Origin of the sequence: Streptomyces montanisoli, from assembly GCF_017813245.1 — a bacterium.
Lineage (GTDB): Bacteria > Actinomycetota > Actinomycetes > Streptomycetales > Streptomycetaceae > Streptomyces > Streptomyces montanisoli.
On sequence record NZ_JAGIQL010000004.1, the window covers coordinates 82,172 to 104,201 of the forward strand.

20 protein-coding genes are annotated in these 22,030 nt (G+C 73.9%); 16 read left to right on the plus strand and 4 right to left on the minus strand.

The window, feature by feature from the left end; all coding sequences use genetic code 11:
* The first annotated feature begins 55 nt into the window (after positions 1-55).
* Positions 56-511, plus strand: coding sequence for an OsmC family protein (locus tag JFN87_RS02430; protein WP_209338144.1), 456 nt, complete (start codon positions 56-58; stop codon positions 509-511).
* 19 nt (positions 512-530) lie between these two features.
* Here the strand turns inward: JFN87_RS02430 and JFN87_RS02435 are convergent, their stop codons facing one another.
* A complete protein-coding gene (locus JFN87_RS02435; protein ID WP_209338145.1) occupies positions 531-1,820 on the minus strand; it encodes an FAD-dependent oxidoreductase in 1,290 nt (429 codons plus the stop codon).
* Between the two features lie 232 nt (positions 1,821-2,052).
* Between JFN87_RS02435 and JFN87_RS02440 the strand changes: the two genes are divergently transcribed.
* From JFN87_RS02440 to JFN87_RS02450, 3 genes are read left to right on the plus strand one after another with little or no spacing between them, the layout of a single operon-like run.
* Positions 2,053-2,331, plus strand: coding sequence for a WXG100 family type VII secretion target (locus JFN87_RS02440; RefSeq protein ID WP_209338146.1), 279 nt, complete (start codon positions 2,053-2,055; stop codon positions 2,329-2,331).
* Complete coding sequence (locus JFN87_RS02445; protein WP_209338147.1) at positions 2,328-3,758, plus strand: WXG100-like domain-containing protein; 1,431 nt, start codon at positions 2,328-2,330, stop codon at positions 3,756-3,758. Before JFN87_RS02440 ends, JFN87_RS02445 begins: the two co-directional genes overlap by 4 nt.
* Before the next feature lie 15 nt (positions 3,759-3,773).
* On the plus strand, positions 3,774-4,208 hold the full coding sequence (locus tag JFN87_RS02450) for a hypothetical protein (RefSeq protein WP_209338148.1): 435 nt from the start codon (positions 3,774-3,776) through the stop codon (positions 4,206-4,208).
* A 105-nt stretch (positions 4,209-4,313) separates the two neighbouring features.
* Here the strand turns inward: JFN87_RS02450 and JFN87_RS02455 are convergent, their stop codons facing one another.
* Together JFN87_RS02455 and JFN87_RS02460 are read right to left on the minus strand one after the other, a co-directional pair.
* The gene (locus tag JFN87_RS02455) at positions 4,314-5,711 is read right to left on the minus strand and encodes an APC family permease (RefSeq protein ID WP_209338149.1); all 1,398 of its coding nucleotides are present in this window, start codon (positions 5,709-5,711) and stop codon (positions 4,314-4,316) included.
* Between the two features lie 206 nt (positions 5,712-5,917).
* Positions 5,918-6,847, minus strand: coding sequence for a LysR family transcriptional regulator (locus tag JFN87_RS02460; RefSeq protein WP_245178607.1), 930 nt, complete (start codon positions 6,845-6,847; stop codon positions 5,918-5,920).
* 93 nt (positions 6,848-6,940) lie between these two features.
* On the opposite strand from JFN87_RS02460, the gene JFN87_RS02465 reads away from it, so the two are divergent.
* The 12 genes from JFN87_RS02465 to JFN87_RS02520 all read left to right on the plus strand — a co-directional run bounded on the left by JFN87_RS02465 (position 6,941) and on the right by JFN87_RS02520 (position 21,777).
* A complete protein-coding gene (locus JFN87_RS02465; RefSeq protein ID WP_307865263.1) occupies positions 6,941-7,975 on the plus strand; it encodes a YeiH family protein in 1,035 nt (344 codons plus the stop codon).
* A gap of 94 nt (positions 7,976-8,069) precedes the next feature.
* Positions 8,070-8,753, plus strand: coding sequence for a GntR family transcriptional regulator (locus JFN87_RS02470; RefSeq protein WP_209338150.1), 684 nt, complete (start codon positions 8,070-8,072; stop codon positions 8,751-8,753).
* A 1,145-nt stretch (positions 8,754-9,898) separates the two neighbouring features.
* Positions 9,899-11,125, plus strand: a complete 1,227-nt coding sequence (locus tag JFN87_RS02475) for a threonine synthase (protein ID WP_209338151.1) — start codon at positions 9,899-9,901, stop codon at positions 11,123-11,125.
* A gap of 49 nt (positions 11,126-11,174) precedes the next feature.
* Positions 11,175-12,758, plus strand: coding sequence for an ABC transporter substrate-binding protein (locus tag JFN87_RS02480; protein ID WP_209338152.1), 1,584 nt, complete (start codon positions 11,175-11,177; stop codon positions 12,756-12,758).
* Entirely contained in the window at positions 12,755-13,714 is a 960-nt protein-coding gene (locus JFN87_RS02485) for an ABC transporter permease (protein ID WP_209338153.1), read from the plus strand. The genes JFN87_RS02480 and JFN87_RS02485 overlap by 4 nt, the downstream gene beginning before the upstream one ends.
* Positions 13,711-14,718, plus strand: a complete 1,008-nt coding sequence (locus JFN87_RS02490; RefSeq protein ID WP_209338154.1) for an ABC transporter permease — start codon at positions 13,711-13,713, stop codon at positions 14,716-14,718. The genes JFN87_RS02485 and JFN87_RS02490 overlap by 4 nt, the downstream gene beginning before the upstream one ends.
* On the plus strand, positions 14,715-15,542 hold the full coding sequence (locus tag JFN87_RS02495; RefSeq protein WP_209338155.1) for an SDR family NAD(P)-dependent oxidoreductase: 828 nt from the start codon (positions 14,715-14,717) through the stop codon (positions 15,540-15,542). The genes JFN87_RS02490 and JFN87_RS02495 overlap by 4 nt, the downstream gene beginning before the upstream one ends.
* A complete protein-coding gene (locus tag JFN87_RS02500) occupies positions 15,539-16,399 on the plus strand; it encodes a polysaccharide deacetylase family protein (RefSeq protein WP_209338156.1) in 861 nt (286 codons plus the stop codon). Before JFN87_RS02495 ends, JFN87_RS02500 begins: the two co-directional genes overlap by 4 nt.
* Entirely contained in the window at positions 16,387-17,436 is a 1,050-nt protein-coding gene (locus JFN87_RS02505; protein WP_209338157.1) for an ABC transporter ATP-binding protein, read from the plus strand. Before JFN87_RS02500 ends, JFN87_RS02505 begins: the two co-directional genes overlap by 13 nt.
* Entirely contained in the window at positions 17,433-18,470 is a 1,038-nt protein-coding gene (locus tag JFN87_RS02510) for an ABC transporter ATP-binding protein (protein ID WP_209338158.1), read from the plus strand. The genes JFN87_RS02505 and JFN87_RS02510 overlap by 4 nt, the downstream gene beginning before the upstream one ends.
* Positions 18,467-19,747 carry a M20 family metallopeptidase gene (locus JFN87_RS02515; protein WP_209338159.1) on the plus strand — a complete coding sequence of 427 codons (1,281 nt, stop codon included), beginning with the start codon at positions 18,467-18,469 and terminating at the stop codon, positions 19,745-19,747. Before JFN87_RS02510 ends, JFN87_RS02515 begins: the two co-directional genes overlap by 4 nt.
* Positions 19,744-21,777, plus strand: coding sequence for an alpha/beta hydrolase family protein (locus JFN87_RS02520; RefSeq protein WP_209338160.1), 2,034 nt, complete (start codon positions 19,744-19,746; stop codon positions 21,775-21,777). Before JFN87_RS02515 ends, JFN87_RS02520 begins: the two co-directional genes overlap by 4 nt.
* 19 nt (positions 21,778-21,796) lie before the next feature.
* Here JFN87_RS02520 and JFN87_RS02525 read toward each other — a convergent pair.
* A partial coding sequence (locus JFN87_RS02525) for a GNAT family N-acetyltransferase (protein ID WP_209338161.1) occupies positions 21,797-22,030 on the minus strand: 234 nt, incomplete at its 5' end.

Genomic DNA, 22,030 nt, shown 5'->3' on the forward strand with positions numbered 1-22,030 from the left:
TCGGCACGGCACAGACACGGCACAGACACGGCAGGGAAGGGACCCGGGAGCACTCATGGCTGAGCTGCGGATCGAACGGACGGGATCGCACGAGTTCACGGCGCACAACGCGCGCGGCGCCGCGGTGCGGATCGGCCGGGTGGGCGCCGAGGGCTCCTTCACCCCGGGCGAGCTGCTGCAGCTCGCCGCCGCGGGCTGCGCCGCCGTGACCGTCGAGGAGCTCGTGGTGCGCCGCTCGGGCGAGGACGCGCCCTTCGTCGCGACGGCGGGCAACGACCGCCGCCCCGGAAGCCACGAGTACGACGCCCTGCACGTGGCGCTCGACGTCGACCTGTCGTCCCTGGACGCCGCCGCCCGCGAGCGCGTGGCGGCGGCGATGCGGACGGCGGTGGAGCGGGAGTGCACTGTGAGCCGCACGATCGAGAAGGGCACGCCGGTGACGCTCGGCATCGCGACGGGCGGGCCGGATGCCGCGCCTTCGGAGCCGGAGGCCGTACCCGCCGGGGAGTGACGCAGCCGCCGTGGGGCGGTCAGCGTCCGGCGGCGTCCTCCGCGAGGGGCGTGCGGGGTGTGCGCGGCGGTAGCGGGGGCCGGCGGGCGAAGGCCGGCGCGTGCTCGGGGCGTACGCCGACGCCCACCACGTAGGCGGGCGCGGCAGCCAGCGCGGGGAAGCGGTCGAGCATGTCGGCCACGGCCGCCGGCGGGCCTTCACGCCTGCCCTCCATCACCGGACGGATCAGCCCCCTGTGCAGGGCCTGTTGCAGGGACTGCGTGACCACGGTGGGAAGCAGCCGCCGTGCGCGCACCTTCGCCAGCTCGCGGCCCTGCACCTCGCCGGTGGTTCCACGTGACAGCGGTCCGGCGAGCAGGCCGGCCGCCGCGACCGCGTCCTGCACCGCGAGGTTGACGCCGACGCCGCCCACCGGCGACATGGCGTGTGCCGCGTCCCCGATGCACAGCAGGCCCCGGGTGTGCCACTGGCGCAGCCGGTCGAGCCTGATGTCCAGGAATTTGACGTCGTCGAGCGAGGCGAGTTCGGTCATCCGGTCGGCGAACTGGGGGCAGACCGCAGCCACTTCGCGCCTGAACCCGTCGATGCCGAGCCGCCGTACGTCCTCGCCCTTCGGGGCGAGGTAGGCGATCTGGTAGTAGCCGGTGCGGGGGAGCGCGACGGCGAAGCGGCGCCCTCCCATCCGGGGGATGAGCTGGTCCTCGGCCTCCTCCCCGTGCCGGGGCAGCCGGAACCACCAGGCGTCCACCGGGACCTGGAACTGCCTCGGGCGCAGCCCGGCGTGGTGCCGCGTCACCGAACCGCGGCCGTCGGCCGCCACGACGAGACCGGCGTGCAGCCGCCCGGTCGTGCCGTCCGCCCTGCGGTACGCGACCCCGCTGACCCGGCCGCCCTCGCGCAGCAGGCCGGTCACCTCGTGCCGCATCCGCAGGTCGAACGAGGGCTCGCGCGCGCCCGCGTCGGCGAGCAGGTCGAGGAAGTCCCACTGCGGCGCCATGGCGACGTAGGGGTGGGGGACCCGCAGGCGCGACACGTCGGCCACGGTCATGGTGCGGCCGTCGCGGAGGGGGAGCGTGACGCGGCCGACCCTGGTGTGCGGCACGGCGGCGAACCACTCGCCGAGCCCGAGCTCGTCGAGGAGCGTCAGCGTCGACGGGTGGATCGTGTCGCCGCGGAAGTCGCGCAGGAAGTCCGGGTGCTTCTCCAGGACGGTGACGTCGACGCCCGCGCGGGCGAGCAGCAGCCCCAGCACCATCCCGGCGGGCCCGCCGCCGACCACGACGCACCGCCTGTGCTCGGTCTCGGTCATGTGGTGACCACCTCCGCGTCTGTCCGTGTCTCTCCGTCTCGGTACCACCATGTTATTCATCGAGTGATGAATAACAACACCCATGGACGGGTCATCACTTCTCCAAGCGAAGACCATCTCCGGGCCAAGAGTGGACGGCAGGCGCGGTGGAGGACGGGCGTCCGTGGCAGTGTTCGAACCTCTGTCCCACCGTGCGTCGAGGGGAGCCGGCATGCAGAGCGGCAGGATGCGAGTGTCGTTGACGACCCTGGTGGAGGCCCAGTCCGAACTCGAAGCGCTCGCCACCGACCTGGACCGCGAGCTGAAGACGCTCGACGGCGTGGTCAAGGGGCTCGCCGAGAAGTGGAAGGGCGAGACGAAGGGCGCGTTCGAGACGACGTACACGGAGTGGCGCAAGGCGTCCACCGAACTCCACCGCGCCCTGCGCGCCCTGCACAAGGCGGCGGGCACGGCACACGGCAACTACTCGTCGGCGAAGACCGCCAACAGGACGATGTGGGGCGGCCGTTGAGCCACCCGTTATCGCCGGACGGTGGTCAGAGCATCGACCTGTTCCCGGGTGACCTCGACTCGGTCGCAGTCAAGTTCGCCACCGGCCAGACGCAACTCGACACCATCGCCACCACGCTCAACGACGCCCTCCAGGGCGATGGAGGCATGGCCGGCGATGACGAGTACGGCCGTAAGTTCGGCCACTCGTACGATCCGGCGGCCAAGTCGCTGTTCCATGCCGTCTCGGCGGCCGCGCGTGCGATCGGCCAGTCGGCGGACGCGTTGCTGACCACGGCCAACAACTACCTCAAGGCCGATCACCACTCCAACCCCAAGGCAGGCAAGGGCGCGCCGAAACTGTTCCCGCCGCTCGGGGTGTTCACGGATGTGGTGTACCCGGACCCCCCGTCCGCGATCGGAGCGGGCCATTCGTCGGTCCCCACGGTGATCGCCAAGTACTGGCCCAACGGCCATCAGGACAGGCTGCGAAACGCGGCAGGCGCTTACCGCACCGCTTCGAAGGCTATCCAGGGACTCGGCCGCTCCCTGCACGGACAGGTGCAGTCGCTGACCGACAACAACTCGGATGATTCGGTCCACGCGATGGCCGCCTTCTGGGCGAAGATCTGGCAGGACGGCGCGGGGGCGACGAAGGCACCGCTGTCGGCCGCACACCACGCCTGCGACCAACTGGCCAAAGCTTGTGAGGCGTTCGCTCACGCGATCGACCAGGCACACAGCAGCACCGAGCACAAGCTCGCGGGCGCGGGCATCCTCGTCGGTCTCACCACCGCGGTGGGCGTACTGCTCACCCCGTTCACCGGAGGCGGTTCCGATGCCGGGGCCGCCGCCCTGGACGGTGCTGAGGCGGGCGCGATCCTTGGCGGCGTCGAGGTCGCGGCGGAGGAAGCCGTGGCGGACATCGGGACGAGCGTCATCGCGGATGTCGGAGCAGATCTGGATGCCGCGGCCACTGCGGTCCCGGAGATTGAGACGGTCGACGCCGAGACGACGGAGGTCGGCGAGACACTCGACGACGAACTGGCCCAGACGGCTGCACGCGATGGCGATCGCTTCACGTGGGAACCCGACGAGTCCGACTCCCCGGGGCGAATCGCGCAGCTGCGGGGAGACGCCTACGAGAAGTACGTGCAAGGCCGATTGGGCGGCAAGGAGCCCTTCAGCACGGGGGGTCGGCAGTTCGACGGCGCATTCGACGGTGAGGAAGGGCAAGAGACCTGGTACGAAGCGAAGTCAGGGCAGTACTGGGAGAGAGCGAACGAAAGCCCTGCGACCATGGCCAAGTTCAAGTCGAACCTCGGGGCTGCGCGACGCATCGCAACCGAGAACGGGAAGGGGTTCGAGGTCGTTTCGGAGAATCCGATCCCCGAGAATGTCAAGGCGTGGCTCATCAAGAAGGGCTACACGTGGCGAATCATCCCCTAACGGCAGGTGCGCACTGTGTCGAGAACAGCGGACATCGACTTCCACTTCGTCCATCCGGTCACCGTCACGGCCGTGGTAGGGGCGGTGTCGCCCTTCGGATGGTCGCCGCGTGAGCCGCTCGGAGTCTCCTACCTGATCGACGAGGACGACGATTTCGACTGGGAACGGGGCGGGGCGGCAGACGCCGAGTTCATTGTCGAGCAACTCGACTCGTCCGATGCCGGCGCCACGCATGTGGGAATCTCTCTGTTCTCCGAGGCGGCGTCGACGGGCGGGACCATGTTGTTCTTCCCCGGAAGGAGGATGGTCTCCTTCACGCCCTCCATCTACAGGCGGCAACTGGTGGAAGGCTCGTCCATCACGGACATCGCCTGGTACCTGGGGCAGTTCGCCGGACCGTTGGCCACACTGGGCCTCAGTGGTTACGAGGCGCGTGACGTGGATGGCTGACCGGTATCAGCGATGTCGTGAATGAAGAGTCTGCCGTCGGCCTCGACGCGTTGAGCGGGTTCCACGAGCGCCTCGCCCCACTCATCGGTGGCACCAAGAATGTCGTCAGTCCAGGCGCCCCGGGAGGCGGCGCCGGAAGAGGGCGTAGCCGGCCAGGGCCGCCGCCGCGATGCCCAGGGCGATGGCCAGGTCGCGGGGGGACTGCTGGGTGAGCGCCACCGCGACGCCCGCGATCGCCAGCAGCGGCGGCAGCGGCCACAGCGGGAGGCGGAACGCGCGGGGCAGCGAGCGGTCGCGTACCCGGCAGACCAGCGCGGAGACGGCCACCAGCAGGTACATCGTCACGATCACCACACCGGTGAACGTGATCAGGTCCTCCAGCGAACTGAACACGCACAGCACGCCGTTGCCGACGAAGAGGAACGCGATCGCCCACACCGGCACGCGCGTCTCGCGCGAGACCCGGCCGAAGACGCGGCCGAGCGGGCCGGGGAGCATGCCGTCGCGCGCCGCGGCGTAATAGGCGCGCGCGTAGCCGAGGTTAGCGGCCAGGCCCGTGTCGAACATCGCGATCACCACGCCCACGATCAGCACCGTCGCGCCCGTCGGGCCCATCACCTGGTGCGCGATCAGCGAGAGCGGCGAGTCGTCGGCCGCCGTCGCGCCGAGGTCGTGCACGGCGTACGTCGCGGCGATTACCGCCGCCACCTCGACGGCCACGGCGACGGCGGCCGCGACGACGACGGCGCGGGGCAGCGCGCGGCGCGTGCCGCGCGACTCCTCCGCGAAGTACAGCGGCCAGTCGTAGCCGTTGAACGCGAAGAGCGCGGGGACGACCGCCGCGAGCATGCCCGCCGCGCCGACGCCGGTCAGCATGCCGCCCCGCGTGCCGTCGTGGACGGCCACGGCCGGCGCCGTGAACGGGTGGTTCGCGCCCGACGCGTGGGCGAACGCGAAGCCGGTGAAGACCAGCACGACGGCGAGCTCCAGTACGAGCATCGCGCCCGCGACCCAGCTCGCCGGTGCGATCTTCCCCAGCGACAGCGCCGTGACCAGCACCATCATGCCGAGCGCCACAAGACCGACCGGCAGGCCGCCCGGCACGAGCGAGGACAGGTACGTCGCCGACGACACCAGGATCGACGCCGTCGACACCAGCCCGAGCAGCAGGAACAGCACGGCCGCCACACCGCCGAACACCGGCCCGAGCGCCCGGCGCACGATCGCGTACGCGCCGCCCGCCGACGGGAACACGGAGCCCACCTCCGCGTAGCACAGCGACATGGCGAGCGCGATGACGGCGCCGATGACGAACGCCCAGACGATGCCCGTGCCGGCCGACGAGATGCCCGAGCCGTAGACGAGGAAGACCGAAGTCGTCGGCGAGATGGCGGAGATGGCGATGGCCAGCACGTTCCACGGCCCGATCGCGGCGGCCCGCAGCGCGCGCGGCGGCGCGGCCTCGCCGGTGCCGCCGTCCTGTCCGGTCGTCCTGAGCGCCATCGCGTTGCCTCCTCCTGCCGGGGGCGCCCGGCGGGTGGAGGGCGCCGCTACGGGGCGAGGCGGCGACCGTACCGCAGAAGATCGCTCCGGGCACCGCGGCGGACGCAGCGCGTCCGACCTGCGCCGAAGGTCGTTTACGTACCGGGCGTGCGGCGGGCCGGGCGCGCCACGCCCGGCGCCGCGCACCGGCGCCACCGTACCGCCCGTCAGCGCGTCCGCGACGCCAGCGCGATCAGGTCGCGCACCGGCCCCTGCGGGGGCTGCGGCCCGCCCGCCCACACCGCCCGCAGGTCGCGCACGAGACCCACGCCGCGCACCGGCACGGCGTGCAGGCGGCCCAGCGTGATGTCGTCCGCCACGGCGAGCGACGACAGGGCGCCGGGGCCCGCGCCCGCGGCGATCGCGGACTTGACCGACGCCGTCCCCGCGAGCTCCAGCACCGGCTCGGCCTGCGGCGTGCCGGGCGCGGCCGCGGTGAGCGCCGCGGCCAGCGCCTCCCTCGTGCCGGAACCCTCCTCGCGCATGACGAGCGGCGTCGCCGCCAGCTCCGCCGCGGTGACGGGCGAACGGCGGCGCGCCCACGGGTGCGCGGGGTCCACGACGACCAGCAGCTCGTCCCTGGCGACCGTGCGCGAGCGCAGGCCGAGCGGCGCGCGCGGGCCCTCCACGAACCCGACGTCCGCCGTGCCGCGCTCCACCGACTCGGCGACCGCCACGCTGTTGCTCGCCTCCAGCTCGACGTTGGTCGCCGGACTGCCCGTCAGGCGCTGCTGGTCGCGCAGCGCGACCATCCACCGGGGCAGCAGGTGGCTCGCGACGGTCAGGCTCGCGGCGACCTTGATGTGGCCCGCCCGGTCGGAGCGCAGCGAGGTGATGCCGGCGTCCAGTTCGGCCGCCGCGTCCAGCACCCGCGACGCCCACTGCTCGACGAGCCGGCCGCCCGCGGTCAGCTGCGAGCCGCGCGGGCCGCGGCTCAGCAGCGAGATGCCGACGCGCCCCTCCATCGCCCGTACGCGCTGGGACAGCGCCTGCTGCGACACGCCGAGTTCGGCGGCGGCGAGGCGGAGGCTGCCGGTCCTGGCGACGGAGGCCAGCATCTGGAGGTCGATCAGGTCGGGGACGTGCGTGCTCAGCAAGGGGCCGGTCTTTCAGTGACAAGCGTTGCTTGTGGCTCTCACAAGCAATTGCAGACTACTCCGGCCCGTGCGCCCCCGCGCAGGGTGGAGGGCGTGAAGACCTCCCTGCCCCGTCCCGCCTGGGCCCCCGGTATCGCGGCGGCCGCCGCCGCCACCGTCGTCGCGTATGCGGTGGCGCACTGGGTGCCCGCGCTCAACCCGTCCATCGTCGCGGTGATCCTCGGCGCGCTCGTCACCAACCTGCACCTGCACCGGCCCGTGCTGCACGCGGGCACGCGGCTCGCAGGCAAGCGGCTGCTGCGGTGCGCCGTGGTGCTGCTCGGCCTCCAGCTCTCGCTGCCGGAACTCGCCCACCTCGGCGGGCGCGGCCTCGCGGTGGTCGCGGTGACCGTCGCCGTCACCTTCACCGGCACGCAGGTCCTGGCGAGGTGGCTCGGGGTGTCGCCGGCGCGCGGCCTGCTCGTCGCGACCGGGTTCTCCATCTGCGGCGCCTCCGCCGTCGCCGCGATGGAGCCCGTGGCCGGCGGCGACGAGGAGGACACCGGCGTCGCCGTCGCGCTGGTCACTCTCTGCGGGACGCTCGCGATCGCCGTCCTGCCCGCCCTGCGCGGCCCGCTCGGGCTGAACGTCGCCGACTTCGGCTCCTGGGTCGGCGCGAGCGTGCACGACGTCGGCCAGACGGTCGCGACGGCGCAGCGCGTGCCGGGGGCGCTGACGACCGCCGTCGTGGTGAAGCTGACGCGCGTGGTGCTGCTCGCGCCGCTGGTCGCCTCGGTCGGTCTCGCCGTGCGCCGCCGTCAGCGGGTCCTCGTCCCCGCGGGAGGGGTGGGCGACCTTGCCGAGGAGCCGCACGCCAAGCGCCGCATGCCGCCGCCCGTGCCGCTGTTCGTGGCCGGATTCCTGCTGGCCATCGCCGTGACCAGCACCGGGCTGCTGTCCCCGCGCGTCCTCGCGGACGCGAAGTCGGTCCAGTCCGTGCTGCTGGTGGCGGCGCTCTTCGGGCTCGGCACCGGCATCCACCTGCCCGCGCTCTTCCGCACGGGCCGCCGCAGCCTGGTGCTCGGCGTCGCGTCCTGGGCGCTGGTCGCGGCGATCGCCTACGCGGGGGTGCGCGTCGCGGCGCTGTAGACCCGCGACGCCGCGGTCCCGCGCGGGCGCGAGGAGCACCGCGCGGCGGGGACGCGCTGGTCACAGTGGCGGACGGATGCCATGATGCGGTCCCATGGCGATCGAGCGGCAAACCTACAAGGAGCAGGCGTACCGGGAGATCCGCCAGATGCTCGTGGACGGTGAGCTGGCGCCCGGCTCCAAGGTGGTGGTGCGGCTGCTGTCCGAGCGGCTCGCGCTGTCGCCCACCCCCATCAAGTCGGCGCTCGCCGGGCTCGAACGCGACCGCTTCCTCGTCGCCGTGCCGCACCGCGGCTACTTCGTCCCCGAGGTCGCCATCGAGGACATGCGGGAGATCTACGAGCTGCGCGAGGCGCTCGACGGCATCGCCGCGCGCAACGCGGCCGGCGCCCCGGACGCCGAGGGCTTCGTACGCCGCGTCCTGCGGCCGCTGTACGAGGAGCAGCGCAGGGTGCTCGACGAGGACGGCGGCCAGGGCTACAGCGCCGTGGACGTCGCCTTCCACCGCGCGATCTGGCACGCGTCGGGCAACGCGCGCCTCGCGCAGATCCTCGACAACCTGGGCGGGCAGCTGCGCTTCGCCTCCGGCTCGTCGTCCAAGGTGCCGGGGCGCGTCCCCGAGGCGCTGGACGAGCACGAGGCGATCATGGCCGCGGTCGCGGCGGGCGACTCCGCGCTCGCGGAACGGCTCTCCCGCCGGCACGTGCGCCGCGCGGCCGAGGCGTTCGGGGGCGTCGTGAAGACGGACTCCCCGACCCCGTACCGCCCAACGAACTGACCCGCACCGCCGCACCCCGCGCGTCCGCGCGGCGGGCACCCCCGGCGGCCCGTGGTGGCGAAGCCGGTATCTCGCGCCGCGGCCGTGGCCGGGCGGGCACCCGTGGACCTCCGCGGTCCGTGTGCGGCGCCCTGCGGCCCCACGTCCGCGGGGCGGCACGCCTGGCGACCCGTGGTGGCGAAGCCGGTACTTCCCGGCACCGGGCCGGGCTCCCGCGGCTCATCTGCGGCGCCCCGCAAGCCTCCGTCCGCGCGGCGGGCGCACCCGGCGGCCCGTGGTGGCGAAGCCGGTGCCTCTCGGCGCGGGTGGCCCAAGCGGGCACCCGCGGGTCTCCGTGGGTCATGTTGAGGCGCACACGGCCCCGCGTCCGCGGGGCGGGCGCGCCCGGCGGCCCGTGGTGGCGAAGCCGGTACCTCTCGGCGCGGCCGTGGCCCGAGCGGGCACCCGCGGGCCTCCGTGGGCCGTGTGCGGCGCCCTGCGGCCCCCTGTCCGCGCGGCGGTGACATCCGGCGGTCCGTGGTGGCGAAGCCGGTACTTCCCGGCACCGGGCCGGGCTCCTGCGGCTCATCTGCGGCGCCCCCCGGCGCGGCGGGCGCACCTGGCAACCCATGGCGGCGGAACCGGTGCCTCTCGTCGCGGCCGCGGCCCAGGCGGGCACTCGCGGGCCTCCGCGGGCCGTGTACGGAGCCCCACGGCCCCCGTCCGCGCGGCGGTGACATCCGGCGGTCCGTGGTGGCGAAGCCGGTACTTCCCGGCGCCGGGCGCCGGGCTTCCGCGGCTCATCTGCGGCGCCCCACGGCCTCCCGTCCGCGCGGCGGGCAACGCCCGGCGGCCCCGTGGTGGTGAAGCCGGCCGGCACCCCTCGGCGCCGCCGTGGCCGGGCGGACGCCCACGTACCCCCGTGGTCCGTGTGCAGCGCCGTCGGCGCGCCCCGCGCGCTGCGGCGGTGCGGTGTGGCCGGCATCCCGTGGCGGCACGGTGTGCAGCGCGCCCGGCCTGCGGCCCCGCGCGGCGCGACCGCCCCCGCGGGGGCCCGCGGGCAGCGTCTTTCGACTATCCCGACAAGGGATGAGACAGACCCTTGACGCGCCCATGATTTGAATCCAAAATCCAAACCACTCCTGCCCGTCCCTACGAGGAGACCCATGCCGCACTCCGCCCTCAGCCACCTCGAATGCTCCAAGACCGGCAAGCGCTACGACGCCGACCAGGTCCAGGGCGTGAGCGACGCCGGAGCGCCGCTGCTGGCGCGCTACGACCTCGAACAGGTCGCGGCGACCGTCACCCCCGCCGACATCGCCACCCGCCCCGCCGACCTCTGGCGCTACCACGAGGTGCTGCCCGTCAGGGACGAGGCGAACATCGTCTCCCTCGGCGAGGGCATGACCCCGCTGCTGCCCCTGCCGTCGTACGGCGCGGCCATCGGCGTCCCCGGACTGCTGATGAAGGACGAGGGCCTGGTGCCCACCGGCACCTTCAAGGCGCGCGGCGCCGCCGCCGGCGTGTCACGGGCCAAGGAGCTCGGCGTCACCGGCGTCGCCATGCCGACCAACGGCAACGCGGGCGCCGCCTGGGCCCTGTACGCAGCGCGCGCCGGGATGAAGAGCCTGATCGCCATGCCCGTGGACGCCCCCGCCATCACCCGCGCCGAGTGCGTGGTGGCAGGCGCCGAGCTGTACCTCGTGGACGGCCTCATCGGCGACGCCGGCAAGCTCGTGGCCGCCGCCGTCGCCGAGCGCACCGGCTACCAGGAGGTCTCCACGCTCAAGGAGCCCTACCGGCTCGAGGGCAAGAAGACCATGGGCTACGAGATCGTCGAGCAGCTCGGCTGGCACGCCCCCGACGTGATCCTCTACCCGGCGGGCGGCGGCGTCGGCCACATCGGCATCTACAAGGCCCTGCTGGAGATGCGCGAGCTGGGCTGGCTGGGGGGCGACCTGCCGCGCCTGGTCGCCGTGCAGGCCGAGGGGTGCGCGCCCATCGTCGAGGCGTTCGAGGCCGGCAAGGACGAGAGCGAGCCGTTCCCCGACGCGCACACCGTCGCCTTCGGCATCACCGTGCCCAAGGCGCTCGGCGACTTCCTCGTGCTGGACGCGGTGCGTGCCACCGAGGGCACCGCGATCGCCGTCAGCGACGCGGAACTCCTCGCCGAGCAGGCCGAACTGGCCCGCCACGAAGGCGCGTTCATCTGTCCCGAGGGAGCGGCCTGCATGGCCGCCGCCAAGCGGCTGAGGGCCTCGGGCTGGCTGCGCGAGGGCGACCGCACGGTCGTGCTCAACACCGGCGCGGGCATCAAGTACCCCGAGACCGTCACGGTCGACGTCCCGACGCTCGCCGTCGACTCCCGCATACCGACACCGTCGGCCGGCTGACCGCCCGAGCGGCGGCAACTCACCGGCACATCCCGGCAGGAGACGAACCATGCGCGCTCCCCGGCACCCCCGGACCACCCGGACACGCACCGCGTTCCGGGGGCTCCGGGCGCCCCGGGCAGCGGCGCTCGGCGGTCTCGCGGCGCTACTCGCCGCGTCCCTGACCGCGTGCGCGCTGCCCACCACCACCGGCGGCTCCGCCCCCGGGTCCGCCCGGCTCACGGCGGACCTGGCCGGCTACCCGTCGAGCCTCGACCCGGGGCTCCAGTACGACACCGACTCGTACTCCGTCTACCGCAACATCTTCGACCAGCTGCTGCACCGCGACCCGAAGACCAACAAGCCCATCCCCTGGCTGGCCACGCACTGGCGCCGCACGAACCCCACCACCTGGGTGTTCACCCTGCGCGACGACGTACGCTTCAGCGACGGCAGCCGACTCACGGCCGCCGACGCCGCGTTCAGCGTCCAGCGGATACTCGACCCGAAGTTCGGCAGTCAGCAGTACGCCAACTTCTCCGCCATCGCGTCGGCCACCGGCCACGGCGACACCCTCATCCTCACCACCAAGTACCCGTCCCCGACCCTGCTCACGTACCTCACCACGCTCTCGGTCGTGCCCGAGGCGTACGTGAAGAAGGTCGGCAACGACCGGTTCAACGTGCGCCCGATGGGCTCGGGGCCCTACAGCTTCGTCTCGGCGATACCCGGCTCGCAGGTCGTCCTCAAGCGCAACGAGTCCTACTGGGGGGCCGAACCGCCCATCAGGCGCGTCACGTTCCGCGCCGTGCCGTCCCCGGCGAGCCGCGTCGCGGACCTGACGTCCGGCAAGGCGGACATCGCCGACGGGATGACGCCGGACACGGCCATCCAGATGAAGAGCGCCAGCAACCTCAAGGTGCTGTCCGCGCCCACGGAACGCGTCAGCTACCTCGCGTTCAACACCATCAAGGGCGGCCCCACCGACGACCCGCGCGTGCGGCGGGCCATCAGCCTCGCCATCGACTACAAGGCCCTGATCAGCGCGCTTGAGCAGGGCTACGGCAAACGCGTGAACAGCGTGCTGACCCCGCTCGCCGTCGGCTATCCCGAGCAGCTGTCCCCCTACACGTACGACCCGAAGAAGGCACGCGGCCTCATCAAGCAGGCCGGCGCCGCCGGCAAGACCGTGGTGATGGCGACGTCGCCCACGTACGACCCGCAGATCGTGCAGGTCATCCAGGCGAACATCCAGGACGCCGGTCTCAAGGTCTCCATCGTCAACTCCGACCAGGCCACCTACCTGAAGAAGGTGCAGAGCCCCTCGCACGACTGGGGTTCCATCCGCTTCGGCCAGTGGTCCTGCTCCTGCCTCGACGCGGACGGCGTGGCCTATCCGCTGTTCCGCAGCGGCACGGTGTGGAGCTCGTACCACAACCCCGACTTCGACGCACTCGTCGACCAGGCGCGCAGGACCATCGACCCGGTGGCACGCGACCGCCTCTACGCCAAGGCCTACGGCATCCTCGACAAGGACACCCCGGGCGTCGGCCTCTTCCAGATCTACTCCATCTACGGGGCCAACAAGCGGCTCTTGTGGCATCCAGATGCCCAGCAGAGCTTCTACGTGGCCGACATGAGGTTCACGTCATGAACCGAGGAGCAGTGGCCACCGCCGCCGGGTACCTCGGCACGCGCCTCGGCCAGGCGCTCATCGCCCTGTGGGGCGTCACCACAGCCGTCTTCTTCGCCCTCAGGCTCTCCGGCGACCCGGCCAGGCTGCTGGCGCCGCAGGGTGCCACGGCCGCCGACATCGCGCGGCTGCGGGGGCAGCTGGGGCTCGACGTGTCGGTGTGGCACCAGTACCTGAACTTCCTCGACGGGCTCCTGCACGGCGACCTCGGGTACTCCTACGTCCAGCACCAGCCGGCGCTCGGCCTCATCGCCCAGCGCGTCCCCTACACCATCGATCTCGCGCTCTCCGCGCTGTTCCTCTCGGTGGTGTTCGGCGTCGGCGCCGGGATGGTGATGGCGCTGAACCGGGGCCGCTGGCCGGAACGCGTCCTGATGCCCGTCGTCCTCGTCGGGCAGGCCATGCCGGCGTTCTGGACGGGCATCCTGCTGATCCTGCTTTTCTCCGTCACCTTCCGCATCCTGCCCTCCACCGGCTACGGCGGCATCACCTCGCTGATCCTGCCCGCCGTGACCCTGGCCTCGCTGTCCGCCGCTACCGTCGCCCGCATCACGCGCGGCGCCGTGCTGGAGCAACTCGGCCGCGACTACGTGCGCACCGCACGCTCCAAGGGCGCGGGGACCGCGCGGCTGGTGGTGCGCCACCTCGCCCGCAACGTGTCCGTGCCGATCCTCACCGTCCTCGCGCTGGAGGTGGCGAACCTGCTGGGCGGCTCGGTGGTGACCGAGCTGATCTTCGCCTGGCCGGGGCTCGGCCAGCTCACCGTGCAGTCCGTGGACGGCCGTGACTTCCCCCTCGTCCAGGCCATCGTGATCCTCGCGGCGCTCGTGTACATCGTGGTGAACCTCGTGACGGACCTCGCCTACGCGTTCCTCGATCCGCGCATCAGCACACTCGGAAAGGCGGCCGGGACATGAGCGGCCAGAAGGTGACCGGCCGGACGGGGCGCCGGCGCGGGCTGATCCCGGCCGTGGTGGTGGTCCTGTACGTGCTGGTGGCGCTGTGCGCGCCGCTGATCTCGCCGTTCGACCCGAACCACGCGGACCTGGTGGCGCGCCTGAGCGGCCCTTTCACCACCGTCCACGGCCACTTCCACCTGCTGGGCACGGACGCGCTCGGCCGCGACGTGCTCAGCCGGGCCTTCTACGGCTCCCGCGTCTCCATCGCGGTCGCGGCGGCCACGGTCGTCGTCTCAGGCGCCTTCGGCGTGCTCGTCGGTGTGCTCGCGGGCTGGTACCGCGGCTGGGTCGGCGTGGTCGTGATGCGCGTCGCGGACATCGCGCTGTCGGTGCCGTTCTTCCTGCTGGCGATCCTGGTGGTGGCCGTGCTCGGGCCCAGCCTGGCCAACGTGGTCATCTGCCTGGCGCTGGTGCGCTGGCCCCGCTACACCCGCATCGCCTACGCGAGCGTGCTGGAGACCCGGGAGCGCGGCTTCGTGCGGGGCGCGGTCGCGGTCGGGGCGCCCGGCCGGTGGATCGTCACCCGGCACGTGCTGCCCGAGGTGCTGCCGCTCGCCGTGGTCGTCGCGACCCTGGAACTCGGCCTGATGGTGGTGTTCGAGGCGTCGCTGTCGTTCATCGGCCTCGGCGTCCAGCCGCCCACCGCGTCGTGGGGCTCGATGCTCTCCGACGGCCAGAACTACGTGGCCTCGGCCTGGTGGCTCGTCACCTTCCCGGGCCTCGCGCTGTTCGGGCTCGTCCTCGCCGTGAACCTGCTCGGCGACACCGTGCGCGACCGGCTCGACCCGACGCGCAGCGTGTCCAGGAAGCCGTTCCGCAGGCGCGGCCCGGGGCGCGGTGGACGCGCGCCCGGCTGGCTGCGCCCCGGCGGGACGACCGGTCCCACCGCCCCGACTTCCACCGCGCCGACTTCCACCGCCCCGATTCCCACCGCCCCGTCCGGCACTTCACAGGAGGCATGACCGTGCGCGACTACCGGGACGAATTCAACGGCACGCGGGTGGTGGTGACGGGCGCCGCCGGGATCTTCGGCACGTGGATCGCCGAGGCGTTCGCGGCGGCCGGCGCCGACCTGCTGCTCACCGACGCCCGCCCCGAGCCGCTCGCCGAGCTGGCGAAGCGGCTCGGCGCCCGGCACCTCGCCGCGGACCTCGCCGAGCCAGGGGACCTCGGCCGCCTCGGCGACGCCGTCGCGGGCACCTGGCACGCACCTGACGTGCTGGTCAACAACGCGGGCCTCTACCCGCGCACACCCGTCGCCACCACCGGGCCCGACGAGGTCAGGCGCATCCTCGACGTGAACGTCGTCGCGCCGTACGAGCTGTCGCGCCGCGCGATCGGCGCCATGATCACCGCGGGCGTGCGCGGGCGCATCGTCAACATCTCGTCCGGCGCGGCCGTACGCCCCGGCGCGACCGGCTCGGTGTACGCGGCGAGCAAGGCCGCCGTGGAGACGCTGACCCGCTCCATGGCGTTGGAAGTCGCCCGGCACGGCATCCGGATCAACACCGTCCAGCCCGGGTTCGCGCCGGGCAGCGAGGTCAGCGCGCTCACCGACGCGCACATACGCGGCATGCGCGACAGGATCCCGCTCGGCCGCACCTCGGGGCCGGGCGACGCCCCGGCGGCCGTGCTGTGGCTGGCCTCCGAGGACGCGTCGTTCGTGACGGGCACGACCCTCGCGGTGGACGGTGGCCGTACCGCCGGCGACTACACCCCGCCGGCCCCGGCCCCGGCCCCGGCCCCGGCCCCGGCCCCGGCACCGGGGAAGGAGGGCGGCCGATGACCGGCACCTACCCCTGGCCCGACGGCCGCCGCGCCGGACTGTGCGTGACGTTCGACTTCGACGGCGAGTCCCCGCTGCTGTGGCGGCTGCGCAACGACCCGCCCGGCGACGTCGCCGAGCTGGAGCAGCGGCGCTACGGGCCACGGCGCGGCGTCCACAACATCCTGGACGCGCTGGAGTCCGCCGGCGTACGTGCCACGTTCTTCGTACCCGGCTGGATCGCCAGGACATACCGCCCCGCGGTCGAGGAGATCCACGCCGCCGGGCACGAACTCGCCCTGCACGGCTGGTGCCACGAGCCGCCCGCCTACCTGGACGACGCCGAGCTGCGCTCCACCCTCACCCGCGCCCGCGACCTGCTCGGCGAGATCAGCGGCACCGCGCCCACCGGCTACCGCTCGCCCAGCTTCCGCATGTCACCCGATGCGTTCGACACCCTGGCAGGGCTCGGACTCGCCTACGACAGCTCCGTGATGGGCGACGACCGGCCCTACCGCATCGGCGAACTCGTCGAGATCCCCGTCGACTGGGCCACCGACGACGCCGTGTACTACCGCTACACCGGCGGCGGCGAGACCCGCCCGCCCTACGGCGCCGGCGACCTGTACGACGCGTGGCACGCCGAGCTCGCCGGGGCCCGCGAGACGGGCAGCCTGGTGAACCTGACCATGCACCCCTGGCAGTCCGGGCGCCCGGCACGCGTCCTGTGGCTGCGGCAACTCCTCAGCGACGCGAAGGAGTTCGGGGACATCTGGATCGGCCCTGCGGGCGAACTCGCCGCGCACCACGGCAAGTCGGCGCCGCGCGAGCCCGCCGCGCTCGACGTCCCCACCGAGACCCTGGGATGGCCGCTGTGACGACGGCACCTGACACCGCGGCCGCGCCCGCGCGCACCGGGGACACCGTCCTCGACGTGCGCGACCTGCGCGTCTCCTTCGGTCCCGGACTCGACGCCGTGGACGGGCTGACGCTGACCGCGCGCCGCGGCGAGACCGTCGCCGTCGTCGGCGAGTCGGGCTGCGGCAAGACGCTCAGCGCCCTCGCGCTCAGCGGGCTGCTGCCCGAGAGCGCCACCGTCACCGGCTCCGCCGTGCTCGACGGGGACCAGCTCGTCGGCAGGAGCGAGCGCCAGTGGCGGGCGCTGCGCGGCGCCAAGGTCAGCATGATCTTCCAGGACGCGGCGACCGCGCTGAACCCGCTGATGTCCGTGGGCGCCCAGATCGAGGAGGTCATGGCCATCCACGGCACCCACGGCAGGGCCGCGCGCCGCGCACGCGCCGTGGAACTGCTGACGTCCGTGGGCGTCCCCGACGCGGCCGTGCGGGCCCGCAGCCACCCGCACCAGCTCTCCGGCGGCATGCGGCAGCGCGTGATGATCGCGATCGCGCTGGCCGGCTCGCCCGACCTCGTCGTCGCGGACGAGCCCACCACGGCGCTCGACGTCACCGTCCAGGCGCAGGTGCTCGCCCTGCTGCGGGAGTCGACGCGGGACGCCGCCGTCATCTTCATCACCCACGACATGGGCGTCGTCGCCGAGATCGCCGACCGTGTGGTCGTCATGTACGCGGGCAGCGTCGTGGAGTCAGGACCGCTCGACGAGGTACTGGAGCGCCCCCACCACCCGTACACCGCCGCCCTGCTGGCGTCGGTGCCCGACCCGGACGCCCCGCTCGCCGGCGAACTACCCACCATCCCGGGCCGGGTGCCGCCGCTCGGCGAGCGCGCGGAGGGCTGCCCGTTCCGCGACCGGTGCCCGAAGGCGCGCGAGAAGTGCGGGCAGCGGCCGCCACTGGCCGCCATCACCCCCGGCGGTTCCGCCGCCGCGTGCTGGTACCCGGAGAACACCGCGGCCGCGGAAGACGGCCGCACCGCCGACGAGGAGGGCACGCCATGACGGCACGACCCCTGGCCGTGGCGGGCCGCGAGACGGCCGGCGCCCCGCTGATCAGGGCCGAAGGGCTCACCAAGCGCTATACCGTGCGCACCCGAGCGGGCCGCAGAACGCTGACCGCCGTGGACCGCGTCGACCTGTCCGTCGGCGCGGGGCGCATCGTCGCCGTCGTCGGGGAGTCCGGCTGCGGCAAGTCGACCACGGGGCGGCTGCTGCTCGCCCTGGAAAGCCCCAGCGAGGGCACGGTCACCGTCGGCGGGCGGGACGTGGCGCTGCTGTCGAAGAAGGAACTGCGGCTGCTGCGCCGGGACATCCAGCCCGTGTCCCAGGACCCGTACGACGCGCTCAACGGCAGGATGACCGTCGAACGGATCCTGTCGGAGCCGGCCAGGGTGCACGGCGTGCCGCTCGGCGGGCCCGGCGGCGCGCGCACCGTCGCGGAACTCCTCGACCTGGTCGGCCTCGGCGCCGCGTACGCGCAGCGCCACCCGCACGAGCTGTCCGGCGGGCAGCGGCAGCGGGTGGCCATCGCACGCGCCCTGGCCCTCGAACCGAAGTTCGTGGTGTGCGACGAGGCGGTGTCTGCGCTCGACGTGTCGGTGCAGGCCCAGGTGGTCAACCTGCTCGGGCGGCTCCAGCGGGAACTTGGCCTCGCCTACCTGTTCATCAGCCACGACCTCGCGCTCGTGCGCTACCTCGCGCACGAGACCGCCGTCATGTACCTGGGACGCGTGGTCGAACAGGGGCCCACATCCACGCTGTTCGCGGATCCGCGCCACCCGTACACCCAGCTCCTGCTGGCGACCGTGCCCAGGCCGCGTGCACGCCGCCAGGGCCGTGACGAGCAGCGGCGCGCGGCCGTGTCGGCCGGCGATCTGCCGAGCCCGCTCGACCGGCCCAAGGGGTGCGTGTTCTCCACGCGCTGCCCCCTCGCGACGGACCGCTGCCGCGCCGAGGAGCCGGCGCTGCGTCCTGTGGGCGGCGAGGGGCGGACGGTGGCGTGTCACTACGCAGAGACCGCGGAGGTGGCGGCGTGACCGGCGGCGTCAGCGGGGGCGTGAGCGGCGACGCGTACGGGGACGGCGGCGCGGTGCGGCGCCTCGCGGCCCAGGCGCGCGCCCGCACGGAGGAACTGCGCGGCGAGCTGCTCGCGCTGAGCCACGCGATCCACGCCGAGCCGGAGCTTCGGTTCGAGGAGCACGCGGCGGCCGGGCGACTGCGCGCGCTGCTCGGCGCGCACGGGTTCGCCGTCGAGGCGGGCATCGGCGGCCTCGACACGGCCTTCCGCGCCACACGCGACTTCGGCGGCGAAGCCGGGGACGGCGGCGGGCGCGGTCCCACCGTCGCGGTGTTCTGCGAGTACGACGCGCTGCCCGGGCTCGGCCACGGCTGCGGGCACAACGTCATCGCGGCCGCCGGCGCCGGCGCCGCCCTGGCCGCCGCGGCGCTGATGGCCGAGCGCGGCGCCCCCGGACGGCTGCTGGTGATCGGCAGCCCCGGCGAGGAGGGCGGCGGGGGCAAGGTGCGGTTGATCGAGGCCGGCGTGCTCGACGGCGTCGACGCGGCCGTCATGGCCCACGCCGCCGGGTACGACGCGGTGGCCCGCACCAACCTGGGCCGCCTCTCCCTCGAAGCGGTCTTCACCGGGCGCGCCTCGCACGCCTCCGCCGCGCCCGAGGGTGGCAGGAACGCGCTCGACGCCGCCACCCTGCTGCTCGTCGCGATCGGGCTGCTGCGCCAGCAGACCACCCCGGACTCCCGCATCCACGCACGCGTGGCGGAGGGCGGGCAGTCCATCAACATCATCCCGGAACGCGCCAGGGTCGAGATGTTCGTGCGCTCCCTGGACAGCGGGTACCTGCGCGGGCGTCTGCTGGACGCCGTACGCGACTGCGTGCGGGGCGCGGCCATCGCCACGGGGACGTCGTGCACCTTCGACGAGGTGGCCCCCGCCTACGACCCGGTGCTCGCCAACCCGGTGCTCGCGGATCTCGCGGCCGAGGCGTTCGGCGCGCTGGGGCGGCCGATACCGCCCGGCGGCGGCTGGTCCGGGCCCGCGGGCTCCACGGACATGGGCAACGTGAGCCAACTCCTGCCCGCGCTGCACCCGTACGTGTGCGCGGTACCGGGAGCGGCCCTGCACACGCGGGAGTTCGCGGCGGGAGCGGCGGGCGAGCAGGCGGACGCCGCCGTGCTGGACGGGGGAGCGGTGCTCGCGGCCGTGGTCACCTCGCTGTTCACCCGGCCCGAGCTGCTGGAGCGTGCGAAGGCGGAGTTCGCGGCCGCCACGACGGGCGGAGGTGACCGCGCATGAGCGGCGAGGAGGCGCCCGTGCGGAGGATCGTCCCTGACGACCTGGCCGAGCTCGCGCTCGTCGGCGCGCCGGACGTGGCGCCCGGCGGCGGCTGGACCGTCGCGGCCGTGCAGAGCGTGGACGAGGGCAAGGAGCGCTACAGCAGCAGGCTCTGGCGGTTCGCCACGCCTTCCGCCGCCGCGCCCGGCCCGGATTCCGGCCCCGGCTCCGATCCCGGTGCGGGCCCCGCGCCGTACCCGCTCACCGGCGGCGAAGGTGCCTGGTCCGACACCGCGCCCGCCATCGCGCCCGACGGCGGCCGCGTCGCCTTCCGCAGCGACCGCGACGGCGCGCGGCGGCTGTGGCTCGTACCCGCGGCCGGAGGCGTCCCCGCGCCGTTGGACGCAGCGCCTGACGGCAACCCCGCCGAGTTCGCCTGGCTCGACGACGAGCACCTGCTCGCGCTGTACGCCAAGCCCAAGGCCCCGCCCCCGTCCATGTCCACGTCCGCGTCCACGGCGTCCGCGCCCGTGGTGGTGGACTGGCTGCGCTACAAGAACGACGGTGCCGCAGGGCCCGTCGAGCCCCTGGACGAGCTGTGGCTGCTGCGGATCGCCCACGACGGCACGTCCTGCGCGCCGCGGCTGCTGCGCGCGGGCGGCGAGCAGGCGCGGCTCAGCTGCCTGGCGCCCGACGGCAGGGGCGGGGTGTTCTACGCGGCGCGCCCGCGCCACAGCGACGAGCTGCACCCCGCGACCCAGGTGTGGCGGCACGACCTGGTCACGGGCGGCGAGGCGCCGGTGTGGCGCTGCCCGTCGCTCGTGCGCGCCCTCGCGGTCACCGCGTCGGGCCGCCCGGTCGCGCTCGCCAGCGGCGTGGCGGGCCACAGCGTCGAGCCGCCGCGCGTGTGGTGGGCGGACGAGGGGCGTCCCGCCTTCCCCGGCCAGGACCTGGAGTGCGAGCGCGCGCTGCTCGCCGACGCCCGCCCGCTGGGCGCACCCCGGCTGCTCGCGACGGCGGGGGAGCGGATCGTCTTCGCCGTGACGACGGCGGGCGAGGTCGCGCTGTACGAGGGCGGCGCGGACGGCACGGCCCGCCGGGCCACCGCGCCAGGACGCTCCGTCGTGGACTTCGCCGTCAGGGACGGCGTGGCGGCCGTGTGCCTGGAGTCGGCGACGCAGCCGGCCGAACTGTACGTGGCGGGACGGCGCGTGTCGTCGTTCAACACCGCCTGGGCGCGGGCCGTGCGGCCCGTCGCGCCCGAGGAGGTGACCGCGACATCCGCTGACGGCCTCCCGCTGCACGGGCTGCTCTACCGCTCGCCCGGCGCCGAGCGCGGAGACCTGCTGCTGCGGGTGCACGGCGGCCCGCACATGGTCTACGGCAACGCCTTCGACGTGGAGACGCAAGGCTACGTCGCCGCCGGCTTCCATGTGCTGCTGCCCGAGGTGCGGGGCGGCGCGGGCCGCGGGACCCCGTTCAGGGCGCTGAGCGTTGGCGCCTGGGGGCGCGGTGACGTCGACGACCTGACGGCGTTCGCGGACCTCGCGGTGGCCACGGGCGTGGCCGCACCCGACCGCCTCTACCTGGCGGGCGGCAGCTACGGCGGATACCTCACCAACTGGACGCTCACCAGGACGGGCCGCTTCCGCGCCGCCGTCTCCGAGCGCTCGCTGTCCAACCTCGTGTCCAAGGCGGGCACGTCGGACAACGGGTTCACCGTCAACAGCCACGAGTTCGGGGGCGCGGACGTCCTGGACGCGGCAGGCGCCGCCGAGCTCTGGGACCGCTCGCCGCTCGCGCACGCGCGCGCCGTCACGACGCCGCTGCTGCTGATCCACGGCGAGAGCGACCAGCGCTGCCCCGTCGAGCAGTCGGAGCAGTTCTACGCGGCGCTGCGGCGGACGGGGCACGAGGTGGTGCTCGCCCGCTACCCGGGCGCGTCCCACGGCTTCGCGACCACGGGCCGCCCGGACCACCGTGTGCACCGTCTTGAGCTGATCCTGTCCTGGCTGCGCGACCATGCTGCCCGCGCCGGAGATCCTGGGTGAACCGGGCTGGCGCCGCCCGCTACCCGGCCGCGGCGAAGCAGTGGAGCGTGACCGTGCGGCCCCCGTCCCACTCCTGCCGCGCGGTCGCCAGCAGGCGCCAGCCGAGCCGTTCGTACAGCGCGCGCGCCGCCACGTCCGAGTCCACCACGTCGAGCAGCGGCTGCCGGTGCGCCGCCCTGGCCGCCGCGGCCGCCCGCCGCAGCAGCAGCGCGCCCGCGCCCCTGCCACGCGCGGCGGGGGAGACGAACAGCCG